Consider the following 15,576-nt stretch of genomic DNA (forward strand, 5'->3'; position numbering starts at 1 on the left):
GTCCGGTGCTGGGAGTTGAACGCCGACCGATCACTTGGCTGTTCTGGTGACCACACCAAGCAGGTCGATCTGTGTGCCTGGGGCGAAGGGCCGACCCTGTGAACCCCGGGACCGCTCGCGATGTTCGATGCCGCCTGTCTCGGCAGCGAAGTCGGCACCCTCACCGATGGCGCTGCTGTCGAGCTGGGCAGAGGTCGTACCGGGTCATGTGACGCTGCTGGCCCAGCTAACCGCCAGTGCCTTCGGGACCGGCTGGGCCTACTACGCCATCAGTCTCCTCGTCACCCTCGTACTGGGCATCGCAGCGAACACCAGCTTCGGCGGCCTACCGGTCCTGATGAGCCTGCTTGCCAAAGACGACCGTCTCCCCCACCTGTTCGCCCTCCGCTCGGAACGGCCCGTACACCGCTGGGGCGTCGCCGCCCTGGCGATGATGGCCGGCGCGCTGCTGATTGTCGTCAGCGCCGACACACAGCGCCTGATCCCGCTCTACGCCATCGGCGTTCTCGTCGGCTTCACCATCAGCCAGATCGGCCTCGTCCGGCACTGGCTCACCCAGCGCCCTGACGCGTGGCTGCCTCGGGTACTGATCAACGGCATCGGGGCGGTGCTGACGGCCGTTGCAGGCATCGTCCTGCTCACCACCAAGTTCCTCGCCGGTGCGTGGATCGTCGTCCTCATCGTGCCGCTGCTCATGCTGCTGTTCTCTCGAATCGAGCGCTACTACACCCTCGTCGAGAACGAGCTCAGACTGGACCGCACCCCGCCGCGTCCGACACGCGCCCACAGTCTCGTCATCGTTCCGCTGGGTGGGGTCGACGCGGTCGCCGTTTCCGCCGTCAACGCCGCGTACACGCTGGGCGAGGAGGTCGTCGTGGTCGCCGTCTTCACGACCAGGAGAAAGCCGACATCATGCGCGACGCCGACTGGACGCGGTGGAACCCCGGTGTACGGCTCGAAATCATCGACAGCCCCCAGCATGCCCTGGTGCATCCCGTCGTCGACTACGTCGAACAGGCCACCCCCGACCGCGACGACAGGCGGATCGCCGTGCTCATCCCGCAGGTGGAACCCCTGCACAGCCGCTACCGGATCCTCCAGAACCAACGAGGCATCCTCATGGCCGGCCTTCTGAACGCCCACACCGACGCGGTCGTATGCCTGCTCAACGTCCGATTGAACCTGTGACCACGGCCCGCGGGCTGTGAGTCCCTCGACCGCCACGGGAATGTGGCGGGGGACGCTCAGCACGCCAGGGTTTGGAGGGGCAGTACCCACACGCACGGTTGCTGCGCAACGTGTACTTGGGAACTACCGCCGGACCTCGGCAGGATAGACGTCGACGAATTCGCCGCACCAGGCCGGGCGGTGACGGCCGACGACGCGCCCCTGCCGCCGGGGCGATCACACCGTGATGGCCCACGCCATCTCCAAGCGTGGCGCCGGTGTACTCCCACCACCGCGGGGCGAGCGCCCGCATATGGCTGATCATGTCGGTCAGGTCGTCGATGCTCCCGGCGTGGCCAATGTCATGAGCCCATGGTGGTCCTCCTGGCTGGTGTGTCGGCTGCCGGGCGCCGACGGAGGCAAGGGGAAGTCGTCAAACGACGGCGGCTGAGCGCGACATGACGGGTGGCGGATGCCATGGGACGGCCTCGAAGCCGTGATCAGTGGCAGGGGTGGCAGGGGTGGCAGGAGTCGAACCTGCGGCATCCGGTTTTGGAGACCGGCGCTCTGGCCTCTGAGCTACACCCCTTCGACGGGGTCAGCTTGGCACGCCCGGCAGTCCTCTCTCCATGGATTTTCTTGTGGGCAGCCCGGGGCCTCCCCGGCTGCCTCGCCACCTGGTGGCGGAATGAGTCGAACAGCAGTCGGGGCGCAGCCGGTCGGCTGCGCCCCGGGCTTCAGGCGGTCAGGCCCTGACGGACGAGGCGTTGACGTACTCCGTACCCTGCTGGAACCTCGGACTGCTACCACTTCGCCCCCGACCGGTGGTTCCGGACAGAGCCGGGCTGGTCGGCAGCGCGGCCGGGGAGTCTCAGCGCGTGCCATCGTGCTGTGACCAGGAAGGTTCACCGGTGGGGTGTGTGCTCTATGGCCGGTCGTAGAGGATCTGCCGTATGAGCGACAGGGGATTTTCGTTGCGCGTAGCCACAGGTGACGATGCGGAGTTTCTCGCAGACATGCTGGTAGCAGCAGTGAACTGGGGCCCTGCTCGGGAGCCCGTCAGCCGGGGCGCTTCCGCTGCACCTCCGTCGAGTCGTCCGACAGCCACTCCTGACGGTCCGGCGCGATGTCTCGAGTCGGACGACGATCCGCCTCGGCGTCCCCGGCAGGCAAGGTTCGTCATCGACGAAGAGGCAGTTCCTCGGAAAGCAAATGAGACAAACCCGCGCCGGCCGCGTATGGCTCTGTGACCGAACAAGCCTTGCAACCCCGGTGCCCCCAAGGTGCCAGCTCATCGTTTCGATGCTATCCGGCCGCTACAAGACATCCTGCGTCTGTCCGATTCGGGCAGCCCCGTGGATGTCGGTCGAGGAGGACTGCCGGTGAAATTTGACAACAGCGAGCCACAGGAAGCCCTTCCTCCAGGGCCTGAGTTCGAGCGCTCGATCATGGACTCCTTTCAGCAGGTCCTGCAGGCGCTCGACGACGCTCGCGCCGAACTCCTCGACGGTTTCACCCCGCTGTACGGAACGGCCGATGCGTCACGGGTGCCTGGGCGCCGCACATCCGTGGAGCACCCGCTCGACGGGAGGGGGCGCAGCGCAGACTCCAGCGGCTCGTCCGGCGCCGAGGCCGCGCCTTCGCACCCGTGGCGGCAGCCCGGCGACGACTGGGACGCGTTCCGGCCGCGGACGCCGATGGGAGAGGCACGCAGTCCACGCCCTGTTGCCGCGTCGGCGGTTGTGGTGGAGCCGCTGTGGGAGCGTGGCACAGAGCCGGATGGCCAAGCAGCGGAGGACGGATTGCCCCCCGTCGGCGCCCACCACCACGTCATCCCGAAGCCCGACTCGTCTCCTGGGAATGTCCCGGCCCCCCGCGAATCCTTGTGGAGCACCGCGGACGGAGACGCAGTCTCGCCGTTCACGGCTGGGCCCAACTGCTTCCAGTGGCCCGCGACCCCGGTGACGTCACCAAAACCTGCCCGACCGAAGGCGAGAGCCCGGCGCATCGACGTCGCGCGGCTCGTCGTGAAGCCGGGGCGCCTCGCGGGGGTGTGCGGGGTCGGGGCCGTAGGTGGTCTCATCGCCGTCTCGTCGCTGATGGGCAACGACGGTGAGGCGTCCGACCCGGCCGTGTCGCCGTCCGTGCAACCGAACCAGCCACTGCCCGGCGGGGCTGTGTGGGGCCCCGATCAGGCACGGTCGTCCGACGAAAGCGCGCTGGACCCGGCCCCGGACCAGGACGTGCCCGGGGCGCACAAGCACCGGCTCCGGGTCGCCCGCATCCTCCGTGACCGCGTCGGCGGGCACTACGACATCGAGATCCAGGTCCAGGCGGCAGCGGCCAGGTTCCAGGACCCGTCAGGAAGGGCGTGAGCGCCGCGTGCGGCGTCACGCAGGAGTGCGTGCGTTCGGTTTGTGGTGCGCGTCCGCTCGTTGACCTGGTCGTCGTGGCGCTCGGTCAACAGCCGCAGGATGCCGCCTGGTCCTCCGATGTGATTCTGCGCAGGTAGGCGCGGAAGAGCGCGGCCTGGGCGACGTGGAGTGCGTCAGCGGGGTCGGTCTTGCGGTCTCCGCCGGTGGCCAGGAGCCGTGCCCTCGCCGACAGGGTTGAAGGCCCTCCCAGTGGGGGTGCCGATGCTGCTGGAAGCCCCTACGGATCGTCACGGTCTGAGGGAGCTTCCAGCAGCTTTCACGTCGGAATCAGCTCGATGAGTTTGTGCATCTGGAGGCCGGCGGTCATAGCCCCGGGGGGAGCGTGGTGTCGGATGCTCGTGATGGAGGGTCAGGAGCGGTTCAGACCCCACGTCTGCAGGGTGTAGGGCCGCCCCTTCTCCTCACCCGTGATCAGCGGCACGTCGAGCAGTCTGAAGCCCGCCTTGGTCGCTACGGCGACGCTGGCGGCGTTCTCGGCCTCCAGCTCCAGGATCAACTGCTCCGCGCCCAGTTGCTCGAAGGCGTACGCGGCTGACACCCGCACCGCCCGTACTGCCAGCCCCTGGCCGCGGTGCGCCGGGCCGACCGCGTAGCCGAGCTCCATGCCCTCGGGGGCACGCCGCAGCATTACCTCGCCGAGCGGTGCGCCGCCGTCGACGGTGATGGCAAGCAGGATGGTCGTGCCCTCCTCCCGCAGCTGCCGGTCCCGGTCCAGCCGTGCACGGGCGGCCGCTTCGTCGAAGGGCGAGACGATCGGTGTCCAGTACGCAATGTCAGGGTGGTCGAACAGCTCGGGCATCGCAGCCAGGTCAGCCTCGGTCCAGTCGCGGAGGACGAGCCCCTCCCCCGAAAGCTCAATCCGCTCGGGCAAGGACGACGTGGTGCTGCTCATGGTGGGGACCTCCCTGGCCTGTTCAGGACGAGGCAGGATAACCGAGGCAGGCATGGGCCCACGCATTCCCTCCGGGGGCTCACTGGACCCCGGGCCGTGGTGGTCTCCGCCGTAGCCTCCTACGGCTCCCGCGAGCCACCTGCAGCGCGACCGGTCGCATCACTCCGTCTGGGCGTCCGGCACGCCACCACGCTCCTGCGGACCCTGTTCGTGCTTCGAATGTTCACCGGCCTCGACGGAAACGAGCTCCTGGCGCGTGGACACGGCGACCCGTCGGCGCATGCCGCGCGACCGCGGCGAATGCGCAGGACCGCGACGCGGCCGTCGGGCTGCTTCAGCGGCTGCGCACGCTGTACTTCTCGATCCGTCTCGTCTGGGCGGACGGCGGCCGCGCGGGCCGACCGGCCGGCCGAGAAGCCCCAGCTCACCCTCGACATCGTCAAACGCTCCGACGCCACCACGGGCTTCGTGGTGGCTCGCCGGAACTCCCGTATCCGCGGTGCGCTCCGGGTCCTGGTCCTGAAGCCCCGGGGTCGTCGGGTCCGCGTGGTCAGTCACGAGGGAACGCCAAGGGGTCCATTCCCAGCAATGTGAACCAGTCACCGTCGAGGACGTTCCGCTTCCAGGTGTCGACCTCGCTTTGTGGGATCTTGTACTTCCTGGCGACCTCGGCGCTCGTGACGTCCCCGTACACAACGATCATCACGATCCGTGCCTTGTCCGCGGCCGAGAGCTTGTCCTTGGTCTTGTCCGGCAGATCGCTGAACCTGAGGCAGCCGCCCGTGCCGCCGTCACCGCCGCGGCCGCCGGTACCGCCGAGGAAGCCGTCCCCGCCCCGGCCGCCGTCACCACCCTGGCCACCCAGACCAGGCTCGCCTGGCCGGCCGGGCTTGCCGGGCTCACCTGGCTGACCGAGCATGCCGCCCAGGCCGCCGTCACCACCACGGCCGCCGTCACCGCCGCTACCGCGCAGGCAGCCACCGCCGCGGCCGCCGTCACCGCCGTTCCCACCGCGACCGTTGAAGATTCCGTCACCACCACGGCCACCGTCACCACCCCGGCCGCCCTGCGGACTCTTGCCGAGGCGGTCACCGGCACTGGCGGAGTGGTCTGTGCCTGCATTGTGCGGCGCCGGTGCGGCGCATGCGGTGCCGACGGCGAGGGCCGCTGCGGCCGCCGCCAGGATGAATGGACGCCGCCAGAGACTTCTGGACATGGGGGACTCCGTTCCACGACATGGATGTTGACCTGCAGGTGCTGTGCGCCGGCCCCGACGCCGTGTACGGCGGACCGGCGGTTGTTTTCGCGATGACCGACTTGGCAGGGGCACGGGGGAGGCCGCGTACGACCTCCCCCGTGCCGGTGGGCTGCCACGGCCCGGACGCGGATCGTGGCGGCCCGTCGGCGGGTGAGGGTCAGAAGAAGCCGTTACCGCCCTGGCCGCCGGTACCACCGAAGAAGCCGTTACCGCCCTGGCCGCCGGTACCACCGAAGAAGCCATTACCGCCACGGCCACCAATGCCGCCGAAGAAGCCGTCACCACCACGGCCACCGAGACCGCTGAAGATGCCGTCACCACCACGGCCACCGGTACCACCGAAGAAGCCGTCACCACCACGGCCACCGACACCGTTGAAGATGCCGTCACCACCACGGCCACCGGTACCACCGAAGAAGCCGTCGCCACCCTGGCCACCGGTACCGGCCTGGATGCCGGTGTGATGACCGGCGAGGCTCACCACAGGCGCGGCGGGCTTCGGGGCCGCCATCGCGGTAGCCGGAAAGAGGACGCCCCCGCCGATCACGGCGGCCGAGGCGAGAACCGTTGCGAGACGAAAGCGCCGGCGCTTGGGACGGGCATTGTCGTTGATGTGAACATTACGGGTCATGGTTTTCTCCTTATTGCGGGGGAATACTTCACGACGCCCCACCGAATTCACAGAACGGGCGGACCGGTATGGGTTTCCACCGGAGCCGCCAAAGAGATGAACCGGCGGTTCGGCGAGAAGAAATCCCGGTGAGGAATTCCGCCCTACCGTGCTGCCTCGTTTCCCTTTCCGTGAGGCCACTTCCAGTAGGCCCGAGCAGCGCAATGCGGTCACGTTCCGACATATCGGGGCTTGACCAGAGCGCACGCTCCGGGTAAAAGGCCGCCAAGGCACCACCAGGCAGCGATGCGACCCAAAAGCCCCAGGAGAACCGCCCCGAAGCCGCGCCGGGAGGTGAGCCGATCCCCGCCTCGAGGAATCGAGCGCACAAACCATCACAAGGACCCCGCACACGAGCGCCGCCGCACGCTCACCGGGCTCCGCACACCCCCTGTCGGCCATGCCCGCCCGGCCCCAACCTCAGCCCGCCGTAACCGACTTCACCAGACCCGGCCATCAAGCCACCCCCTGACGCGGCATCAACAGCACCGGCCACTGGCGGCAGTGGCGGCACTGGCGGCACTGGCGGCGCCGAACACCGCGGACCCGAGCCGGACACCGGTTGACACACGCGAGCAGCGGCGCACCATCGGGGAAGCAAGCGCGAGGCCGACCGTCCCGATGATCCCGGCATCCTGCCCCGCGTGGCTTCCCGCCCGGGGAAAGGCCTCCCGGCCATTCGGCCCACGACCCCGCCCGTGCCCCGCCACCAGTCAGGGCACCCACGCGACAGAAGGGATCACAGGCCGGCGGGAACCTCGCCCGCCAGTCCGGCGCTCCGCTGACCCTCGGCCCCCTGGGCCACCGCGGCGCCGGACCAACGCGACCGGCCGCTCAGCGCGTGCCGTCCAGACCGGCCCGCAAGCATCACGCGTGCGCGGTTCTTCTCCCCGAGTGCGTTCCCGGCAGCGCACATCCCTGCCTGGTTCCTGCTCCGATGTGGCCACAGTGTCCGGTGGCGTGCGGGGCGCCGCCCCAGATACAGGCCCCTTGCCGTGCTCCCGCGCCATGCCCACCGGTCGTGCAGGTGGGGCACAGAAGATCACGGCCCCCGGCGACCGGACCACCCTTCGCACAGCCCATCGTGTCCGGCGTGCCGGCCGGTCGACATCGTCGCCGGCCGCACGGACCGTGCTGCTGCCCGGCCTTGTGGACGACCCCGGTTCCAGCGACGTACTGGCTCCGCTCCCCGTGGCACCGGCCTCGATGAGATCCGGAGGCGGAAGCGCGGTGGACGACAGCAGGCGTAACCGGCAGCCGAACCAGCATGCCGAACGCCCCCGGCAGGCCCCGGGACACCGGGCGCCGCCAAAGTGCAGCCTGCACGCATTCGTCGCCCAGTCGCGCACTCCGCAGACACCGGGCGAACCCCCTCTCCTCGATCCAGGAATCGATACCGGCGCCCCGGGGTGGTGCCATCACGCCGAAAACACAGGGCGAAAGTGTGCGCATACCGCTTTCCACGGCACACGCACGGGCCCGGCCGGGTGACACGTCCCCTTGACGTTGCCACCCGGCCGGGCCACAGCCTCACCGGTGTTGCACCTGCTTGCTCTCTCAACGGGTGTTGACAGTCCCGTTGTTGACAGGCACCGTGTTGTTGTTGCCGATGATGACAACGATATTCCCCCTCCCACCGCCTCCGCCGCCCTTGTTCCGGCCGCCGCTGTCACCGTGGCGCCACTTGTCGCCGTGGCCGTGACGCCAGTTGTCGCCCTGAACGGCTGCCTTCGCCGTCACCGCGTGAGCCGGCGCCGGAGCGGCGAACGCACTGGTGGGCACCAGCACACCTCCCGCGGCCAGAGCGGTCGAAGCGGTCAGCGTCACAAAACGCCGGGTACGGAAAATGCGAGCCATGGGAATTCTCCTTCGCAAGAAAAAGAGGGGAATGAGGGGATGAAAAGACCAAGGGACCACTGGACAACCTGTCCATTCACGGGCCATTCAGCAACGGGACGAAATGCCCCGCAAAACACGCCGTCAGGACTTTCCCGAACGATACGGACGGGCCACCCGGCCTGCGTGAACCCATGACTCAATTAAGCCCCCGATAAGCACCCCTGTCACGCCGCTGCATCTCGGGACTTGACAAATCCCCGTGGATCAACCACTCACGCTGCCGGCATACCGGGCAGCGTAGGCCCGACAGAGCCCCGCACCGGGGCGACGCCCGGACCGCGGGCGCGTGTCGGTATTGCGGGCCATGTCCGGAGGGGGCTTGTGTGTGGCAGGGCGGCGGGGCTCGGGTTGTCTGCCGTGGGGGCCGCCGACCGGTCGCTGACCGCGCCGGCGACCCGGCCGCCGAACCCTGTAAACGCCTCACTCACCCGCGGAACATCTCGCCGATCTCCCGGCCGCCCTGGTCGACAGCAAGCATGGTCAGAACCCAATGCCGCAGCCGGAACACGGACTGCCGACGACCCGACGGCGGCCAATCCCGGTCGAAGCCGCACAGCACCCCGGGCCGGGCTGGAACGATGCCGCGCGGCCGGCCGCCGCCCACCGACCGCTCCAGCCGCACCTGGGCCGGCCAGGCCGCCTTCCGCGACGGCTGGAGAAGAACCGGAACCGCCGTTCGGATCACCAAAGACGGCCCTTCCGGTGATTGCCGCACGCTTCGCGAGCAAAGTGGCCGTCGCGACGGGTAAAGCGTCTGCGTCAAGGACGAAACCACGCACCCAAAACCCGCGAGGAGACCGGCCATGTACGCAGCAGTCCGGCGATACGAAGGGGTGACCGATCCGGCCGAGGCGGCACGCCTGGTGGACGAGGGGTTCGTGCCACTCATGCGCCAGACCCCCGGCTTCGTTGCCTACTACTGGATCGATGCCGGGAACGCAGTCATGGTCTCGACCAGCATCTTCCAGGACCAGGCCGGGGCCGAGGAATCAGTCTCGAGAGCGGCGGACTTCGTCCGGGACAACCTCGCGTCCCTGCTCCCCAACCCTCCCCAGGTCACAGCCGGGAAGGTTGTGGCTTCCGCCTGACAACGTACGAACCTGCACCCGGTCCGGCCGACCGGACAGCCACCGCGCAGACAGCCGCTCGCCGCCCCGGCACAGAACCACACGGAACAGCACGGCACCGCACGGCAGCAGGCAGCAGGCAGCAGGCAGCAGGCAGGGAAGGGGATCTCGCGGCGTACCGCTCAGCGGGAAGACGCGGCAACCCGCACGCGGTGGCTGTCGTTGTCGGAGAGGAACAGCGCCAGTTCCCGCCCCTGCTCGGCGACGGCGGTGCGGTCGGCCCGGGAGAAGCTGCGCAACGGAGTGACCATCACGGTGCCGTCCTTGACGGTCCAGGTCGCGGCGACCCGGCCGTCGACCAGGACAACGCGCTCGCCGGCGACCGACAGGCCGCGGTGGGCCCCGTCGATGATCCGGCTGCGGTCGTGGTAGCCGAGCAGCGCGTTGTCGAACGCCGGCAGGAACCGCACCGGGGCGGGTGTGTCGGGATCGGGGCGCGGCGCGCCGGGTAGGTCCAACAGCACCCGTCCTCGCTCGTCACGGAAGGTCACCAGCTCCTCGCGTATCGCGGCGACCGCGGCCGGCAGTCCGGCGAGACCGCACCAGGCGCGCAGGTCGGCCGAAGCCGCGGGGCCGAACGCAGCCAGATAGCGCCGTACCAGCGCCTGGCCCACAGGATCGGAACCGTCCATGGACAGAGCATCGATCTCGCGACCCAGCCAGGACGACAGCAGGACGTTGCGCACTCCTGCCCTCGTCCGCCACAGCCCCCGCGGCGGCAACTGCGCCACCGGGACGAGAGCCGCGACCAACATCTCCCCCAGGGCCCGCGGCCCCGGCGCCGGCCACCGCACGGCCAGCGCCCGCGCCAGCTCGGTCATCGAGCGAGGCACGTCGTCGGCCATCACCGCCCGGCCCGCCGCGGCAAGTTCGTCGAGGTCTGTCCCGGCGAGCTCACGGCGGTAGTTCCCCAGTACCCGTTGGCGCAGCATGGCGTCGTGGCGGGCCCGCCAGGCCAGAGCATCCTCGGCCGTAACAAGGTGGACCGTGCGACGCATGAGATGAGTCCGCACCACTCTCCGCCGGATCAACAGGCCCGAGAGCACCTCCGGGTCGAACGCGCACAGTCGCGACCACAGTCCGACGAAGGGTTCCTGCGGTTCCTGCGCCTGCAGACCGCCGAGGTGCGCGACGGCATCGACGACCGGCACGTCGGCTCGATCGAGCAGCAACTGCCGGGCAAGCGACGCGCGATTGAGGGCCCGGTCATCAAGAACGGTCATCGGGAACACGCCTCAACGCACTCGCCGACCGAACGTCGGCCGAACGACACGCGCCTGACCACCGACAGCGCACAGACCACGCCGGCTCCGACGATCAGGCCGAACAGCAGGGCGTCCGGATAGGAGTCGATCCTCAACGTGGCCATCAGAACCACGCTGGTGATGGATGTCACCAGCGCGGTCAGGACCAGTCCGGCAAAGAAGAGGGCGGACTGCGGGAACTCGCGTGCGGTACCGGCCGTGAGATCGGCCCAGGTGACGCCGTCGGGCAGGTCGTAGCGCATCGCGGACGGGCCCTCGACCACGAAGCGCATCCATCCGTCCTCGATGGACGCGACATGCTTGATCAGCCCGCCCAGGCACAGCGCGCTGACCGTCGGTTGCTCGCCGGCCTGCTCGTCGCTGAGCTCGCGCGTCGTGTTGGTCAGGGCCGATCGCGCGGCTGCGAGCGCGGCGAGCAGGTCGGCTCGCTCGGCGTCGAGAGTGGGGCGGGGCGTGGTCGTGGCGGTCACGGTGATCGGGGCCCTCCGGTCGTTCTCGTTGTCTGGCACGAGACAACCGTCGCAGGAGAAGCGGACAGGATGTGGCCGCTTCTCAGGGCAATATGGAGTCATGCAGAAGACCTCAGCGCGACTGCTGTCGTTGCTCTCGCTGCTCCAGGCGCGCCGGGACTGGCCGGGGGCGCTGCTGGCCGAGCGGCTGGACATCAGCGCGCGCACCGTCCGCCGTGATGTCGACCGCTTGCGTGAGCTCGGCTATCCCATCGTGGCGGCCAAGGGCCCCGATGGCGGGTACCGGCTCGACGCCGGCACGGAACTGCCCCCGTTGCTGTTCGACGACGAGCAGGCCGTCGCACTCGCCGTCGCACTCCAGATCGCCACCACCACCGGCGCCGGCATCGAGGAAGCCGCGGCGCGCGCGCTGAACACCGTCCGGCAGGTCATGCCCGCCCGTCTTCGTCGCCGCATCGACACCATCCAGGTCACCGCCGTCGAGCGGCCCGCGATCCGGCCGGACCCGCAGGTCGACAGCAGCGTGCTCATGACGCTCAGCGCCGCTGTCCACGCCCGCGAGGTGCTGCGCTTCGACTACACCTCCGCATCGCCACCGGGAGGCGGCAACGACGACCGCGCCGAAACTCCTCCGCGCCGGGTGCAGCCCCACCACCTCGTCACCTGGGGCGGGCGCTGGTACCTCGTCGCCTGGGACCTCGACCGCGAGGACTGGCGCACCTTCCGCGCCGACCGGATCACCCCGCGTACCCCTACGGGGCCCCGCTTCACGCCGCGCGAAGTGCCCGGAGGCGAGGTGGCCGCCTTCGTCGCCGCCAGGTTCGGGGGCTCCGACGGCTCGGGCGACTGGCCCTGCCGTGGCGAGGTGATCCTCGACCTGCCCGCCGCCGTCGTGTCCCAGTACACCCGCGACGGAATCGTCGAGGAACTCGGCCCGGACCGCTGCCGGCTCGTCCTGGGCTCCTGGTCATGGCCCGGCCTGGCCGCGAGCATCGGCAGGTTCGACGCCGACATCGAGGTCGTCGGCCCACCCGAACTCAACCACGCCTTCGCTCACCTGGCCCGCCGCTACGCCAACGCCGCGACCAACGAGCCCCCCGAGCCCGCCGAGCCCCCCGAGCCCCCCGAGCCCGCCAAGCCCGCCAAGCCCGCCAAGCCCGCCAAGTCACCCTCGGGCTCCGCAGTCCCGGTTTCCTTGCAGCGGCGGCCTTCCGAATGAGTTCCAGGTGAGTCCGAAACCCTTGACCCGGGGCTTTCCGGGTCGGGGAACACTCGCGGGAGGGCGGCCCTGGACCCGGAGTTCGTCCGGTCAGGCCTGGTGGCCGATCACCGGAACCGGGATGTGCTGGGTCCCGTGCGGGTCTGCGTCGTCCTCGGGTGCCCGGGGAGCGAAGTGCAGCAACTCCCACAGGGTCTGGTCCCGCAGGGTCTGCGAGTCCTCGGCGCCGTCACGGCGCAGCGTCACATCTCCCAGAAACCGGTGGTACGCCCCAGCCTTGCCGAAATCCAGGAAGAAGGCGTCCTTCCGGTGCCGGAAGGCGATGGTGTAGGTGTCGTCCCCGTCGGTCACCCGATACTCCAGTTCCGAACCGACCGCGACATGTGTGGTCGGGTGAACGCTCACCCCGTGCTCGGTGAATCCGACGGCGTCGGCACCGACGGCCGAGACCACGGCCTCGCCGGCCCGGGCTACCAGAACCGCGGGAAGCACCGCTTTGCCGTACCGCTCGTGGCTGACGAACATCAGGGTCACGACTGTGTACTCGCCGAGCCGGGCCCGGCCCCAGTACCAGTGGTCGAGCACCTTGCGCGGCGCGATGTTTCCCCAGTTGTGATCGTGGTATCCGCTGCCCGTCAGCTCCCGGGTCGTCCCGTCGACGGTCAGCGTCGCAGTGACGGAGCCATGGGCGACGACCGGAAGCCAGGCGATGTAGTGCTCTTCTGCGGCACCGAAGAACGCGTGTCCGGTGGCGGGCCGCCAAGGCGGGACCTGCGCGGTGAGGGCGAGGTCGAGGACCACGTCCTCGACCTCCACATGAATCGTGTAACCGCCCTGTCCCCCACGGAAGATGTTGTTCCCGATGGCGACATCGCAACCCTGCGTGGACGCCCGGAACTCGTCGGGCTCCGCGGTGTACGCCTTGTCGATCCTCGAGCCGTCCGGAAGCGTCAGGGTGAACAGCACGAAAGGCGTCAGCGGCGCCTTGGGCGAGACGAAGGGTGGCTTGGTGTGGAACTCGACGGTCAGAGTGGACCCGTCGTCCAGGTGTGCGTCGCAGTACCACCACTCGAAGGTCCCGCCGGCGGCGCCGGTGCGCAGTCCGTCCTCCCAGGGCTGGACAACGCCGGGTGTCAGGTTCAGTCGCTCGTAGTGCCGAGGCTGGTCGCCGATCAAAGCATGCATGTGTGGGTCCTCAGTTCCGCAGGCCGGTGCGCGGAGCCCGCATGGTCGGGGAAATGTGCGGATGGATCTGCTCAGGCGCCCTTGTAGACGGGCGTGCGGCGTTCCACCAGTGCCGCGATGCCTTCGGCTGCGTCGGCCGTCGCGAACAGCCGCGGTCCCACCTCGCCCCGCAGACTGGTCGCGGAGGCCGCGATCGTCCCGGCCAGCGCAACCCGGGCGTCGGCCAACGTGGCCTGCACGGCCAGCGGTGCCTGCCGGGCGATGCGTTGCGCCAGCTCCAGCGCGCGATCCTGCTGCTCGCCTGCCGGCACCACCTCCTGGACCACACCCATGCGCAGGGCTTCCTGCGCGTCGAACTGGTCCCCGGTCAGCAGGTACCGCATCGCGTTGCCCCAGCCGACGCGATGGGGCAGGCGGACGGTGCCGCCGCCGAGCGCCACGATGCCGCGCGTGACCTCCTGCTGTCCGAAGACCGTGTTGTCCGCCGCGACGCACAACTCGCTGTTGAGTACCAGTTCCAGACCTGCCGTGAAGCACCGGCCGTGGACCGCGGTGACGACCGGCTTGCTCGCCGGTTTGCCGTACATTCCCCACGGGTCACGTCCGCCGTCGGGGATCAGGCCGTCGCCACCGGTCGCCAGGCGGGGGGCGAGGGAGGCGAGATCGAGACCGCCCGTGAAGTGGGCGCCGTTGCCGTACACCACTGCGACGCGCAACGCGGCATCGTCCGACAGCCGGGTCAGGGCGTACGACAGGCTCGTGATCATGTCCGAGTCGATCGCGTTGGCCTTCTCCGGCCGGTTGAGCGCGATCCTGAGGACCGGACCGTCCTGTTCGACGAGTACTTTTCCCGGCCGGGGGGGCGGAGTCTGCCGAGGGATGCTGTGTGGATGACATGGGCTCACCGTAGGGAGCACACTGAGGCCGGATGCGACATGCGAAGGGGCGTCTGCGACATGAGGATTGGCGTGGTGGTCCTGAGCGGCTGCTGGGACTCGGGGCTGACGACCGTCCTTGACGTCCTGCGGACGGCGCACGCCGCCCGGCAGCGGGTGGACGGCAACATTCCGGCAGTGGAAGCCGTGACCGTTGCGCCCGCGCGGGAACCGGTTGTGACCGCGGGCGGCCTGCTCGTGCCGGTGGACCGCACGCTCGACGACTGCGTCGCAACCGGCGACGTCGATCTGCTGTTCGTCCCTGCCCTCGCCGCCCAGAGCCCGGCGACGCTCGTCGACGCCCTGATGCGTGAGGAGACCCGAGCCGTGCGCACGGCGCTCCGAGGCTGGGCCTCAGAAGGGCGGGAGCTGGCCGCCGCGTGCACGGGCACGTTCGTCCTCGCCGAGGCGGGACTGCTCGACCGTCGCCACGCCACCACGAGCTGGTGGCTGAGCGACATCTTCCGGTGCCGCTATCCCGCCGTCGAACTGGACATGTCCCGCATGGTGGTCCGCGACGGCAGCATCGCCACCGCCGGTGCCGCGTTCGCGCACATCGACCTGGCCATGAGCCTTGTCGCGCGGGTCAGCCCGCGACTGGCCAAGGAGACCGCCAGTGCCCTGCTTGTCGACGAACGTCCCGCGCCGAGCGTGGGAGCGGTGACGGACTACCTCGCAGACCACGATCAGCTCATCAGCGACTTCGAGACATGGGCCCGGGCGAATCTGCACCGTCCCGTCAGCGTGACGGACGCCGCTCTCGCCCTCAGCACCACGCGCCGCACCCTGGAACGTCATATGCGCGAACGTCTCGGGACATCGCCCTACGCATTCATCCGGGCGCTTCGCAGCGAGCGGGCCGAGCACCTGCGTGCGACGACCGCGCTGCCGGCCGCGGCCATCGCACAGCAGGTCGGCTACCGGGAAGCGGCGACCGTCCGCCGGCTCCGCACCGGCCGGTGACGCGCTCAGCCGCCGGAGCTATCCCTCGGGCCTCTACTCCTGTCCGACCCCGCACAGCATCTTCGCCCATCCATGCGCCGTCACCGTCTCC

At 69.6% G+C, this 15,576-nt stretch carries 14 protein-coding genes and 1 tRNA gene; 5 read left to right on the top strand and 10 right to left on the bottom strand.

Going from position 1 to position 15,576, the window contains the following annotated elements; translation table 11 throughout:
* The first annotated feature begins 166 nt into the window (after nucleotides 1–166).
* Nucleotides 167–1,135, top strand: coding sequence for an amino acid permease (locus ACFU5O_RS20585; protein ID WP_384242397.1), 969 nt, complete (start codon nucleotides 167–169; stop codon nucleotides 1,133–1,135).
* 545 nt (nucleotides 1,136–1,680) lie between these two features.
* Here the strand turns inward: ACFU5O_RS20585 and ACFU5O_RS20590 are convergent.
* Nucleotides 1,681–1,756 (bottom strand) — tRNA-Trp (locus ACFU5O_RS20590).
* A 793-nt stretch (nucleotides 1,757–2,549) separates the two neighbouring features.
* Between ACFU5O_RS20590 and ACFU5O_RS20595 the strand changes: the two genes are divergently transcribed.
* Nucleotides 2,550–3,542 (top strand): hypothetical protein, encoded by a 993-nt coding sequence (locus ACFU5O_RS20595; RefSeq protein WP_384242399.1) that lies wholly within the window; start codon nucleotides 2,550–2,552, stop codon nucleotides 3,540–3,542.
* A 409-nt stretch (nucleotides 3,543–3,951) separates the two neighbouring features.
* Here ACFU5O_RS20595 and ACFU5O_RS20600 read toward each other — a convergent pair whose 3' ends face one another.
* From ACFU5O_RS20600 to ACFU5O_RS20620, 5 genes are all read right to left on the bottom strand, one after another.
* Nucleotides 3,952–4,494: a GNAT family N-acetyltransferase gene (locus ACFU5O_RS20600; protein WP_384242401.1), complete on the bottom strand. Its 543-nt coding sequence runs from the start codon at nucleotides 4,492–4,494 to the stop codon at nucleotides 3,952–3,954.
* Nucleotides 4,495–5,044: 550 nt separating this feature from the next.
* Nucleotides 5,045–5,710 (bottom strand): DUF1153 domain-containing protein, encoded by a 666-nt coding sequence (locus tag ACFU5O_RS20605; RefSeq protein WP_384242403.1) that lies wholly within the window; start codon nucleotides 5,708–5,710, stop codon nucleotides 5,045–5,047.
* Nucleotides 5,711–5,909: 199 nt separating this feature from the next.
* Nucleotides 5,910–6,596 carry a hypothetical protein gene (locus tag ACFU5O_RS20610; protein ID WP_384242406.1) on the bottom strand — a complete coding sequence of 229 codons (687 nt, stop codon included), beginning with the start codon at nucleotides 6,594–6,596 and terminating at the stop codon, nucleotides 5,910–5,912.
* A 1,383-nt stretch (nucleotides 6,597–7,979) separates the two neighbouring features.
* Nucleotides 7,980–8,279, bottom strand: coding sequence for a hypothetical protein (locus ACFU5O_RS20615; protein WP_384242408.1), 300 nt, complete (start codon nucleotides 8,277–8,279; stop codon nucleotides 7,980–7,982).
* A 466-nt stretch (nucleotides 8,280–8,745) separates the two neighbouring features.
* Nucleotides 8,746–9,084: a hypothetical protein gene (locus ACFU5O_RS20620; protein ID WP_384242410.1), complete on the bottom strand. Its 339-nt coding sequence runs from the start codon at nucleotides 9,082–9,084 to the stop codon at nucleotides 8,746–8,748.
* Nucleotides 9,085–9,124: 40 nt separating this feature from the next.
* On the opposite strand from ACFU5O_RS20620, the gene ACFU5O_RS20625 reads away from it, so the two are divergent.
* Nucleotides 9,125–9,409 (top strand): hypothetical protein, encoded by a 285-nt coding sequence (locus tag ACFU5O_RS20625; RefSeq protein ID WP_384242413.1) that lies wholly within the window; start codon nucleotides 9,125–9,127, stop codon nucleotides 9,407–9,409.
* Between the two features lie 161 nt (nucleotides 9,410–9,570).
* Here the strand turns inward: ACFU5O_RS20625 and ACFU5O_RS20630 are convergent, their stop codons facing one another.
* A complete protein-coding gene (locus ACFU5O_RS20630; protein WP_384242416.1) occupies nucleotides 9,571–10,671 on the bottom strand; it encodes a winged helix DNA-binding domain-containing protein in 1,101 nt (366 codons plus the stop codon).
* Entirely contained in the window at nucleotides 10,668–11,183 is a 516-nt protein-coding gene (locus tag ACFU5O_RS20635; RefSeq protein WP_384242786.1) for a DUF664 domain-containing protein, read from the bottom strand. The genes ACFU5O_RS20630 and ACFU5O_RS20635 overlap by 4 nt, the downstream gene beginning before the upstream one ends.
* A 100-nt stretch (nucleotides 11,184–11,283) precedes the next feature.
* Between ACFU5O_RS20635 and ACFU5O_RS20640 the strand changes: the two genes are divergently transcribed.
* Entirely contained in the window at nucleotides 11,284–12,402 is a 1,119-nt protein-coding gene (locus tag ACFU5O_RS20640; RefSeq protein WP_384242417.1) for a helix-turn-helix transcriptional regulator, read from the top strand.
* Nucleotides 12,403–12,492: 90 nt separating this feature from the next.
* Here the strand turns inward: ACFU5O_RS20640 and ACFU5O_RS20645 are convergent, their stop codons facing one another.
* Both ACFU5O_RS20645 and ACFU5O_RS20650 read right to left on the bottom strand, forming a co-directional pair.
* Entirely contained in the window at nucleotides 12,493–13,587 is a 1,095-nt protein-coding gene (locus ACFU5O_RS20645) for a lipocalin-like domain-containing protein (protein WP_384242419.1), read from the bottom strand.
* Nucleotides 13,588–13,658: 71 nt separating this feature from the next.
* Nucleotides 13,659–14,624 (bottom strand): crotonase/enoyl-CoA hydratase family protein, encoded by a 966-nt coding sequence (locus ACFU5O_RS20650; RefSeq protein WP_384242422.1) that lies wholly within the window; start codon nucleotides 14,622–14,624, stop codon nucleotides 13,659–13,661.
* Here ACFU5O_RS20650 and ACFU5O_RS20655 point away from each other — a divergent pair.
* The gene (locus tag ACFU5O_RS20655) at nucleotides 14,544–15,485 is read left to right on the top strand and encodes a GlxA family transcriptional regulator (protein ID WP_384242424.1); all 942 of its coding nucleotides are present in this window, start codon (nucleotides 14,544–14,546) and stop codon (nucleotides 15,483–15,485) included. The two genes, ACFU5O_RS20650 and ACFU5O_RS20655, sit on opposite strands and share 81 nt — an antisense overlap.
* The last annotated feature ends 91 nt before the right edge of the window (nucleotides 15,486–15,576 follow it).

Source organism: Streptomyces sp. NPDC057445 (genome assembly GCF_042802855.1).
Taxonomy (GTDB): Bacteria; Actinomycetota; Actinomycetes; order Streptomycetales; family Streptomycetaceae; genus Streptomyces.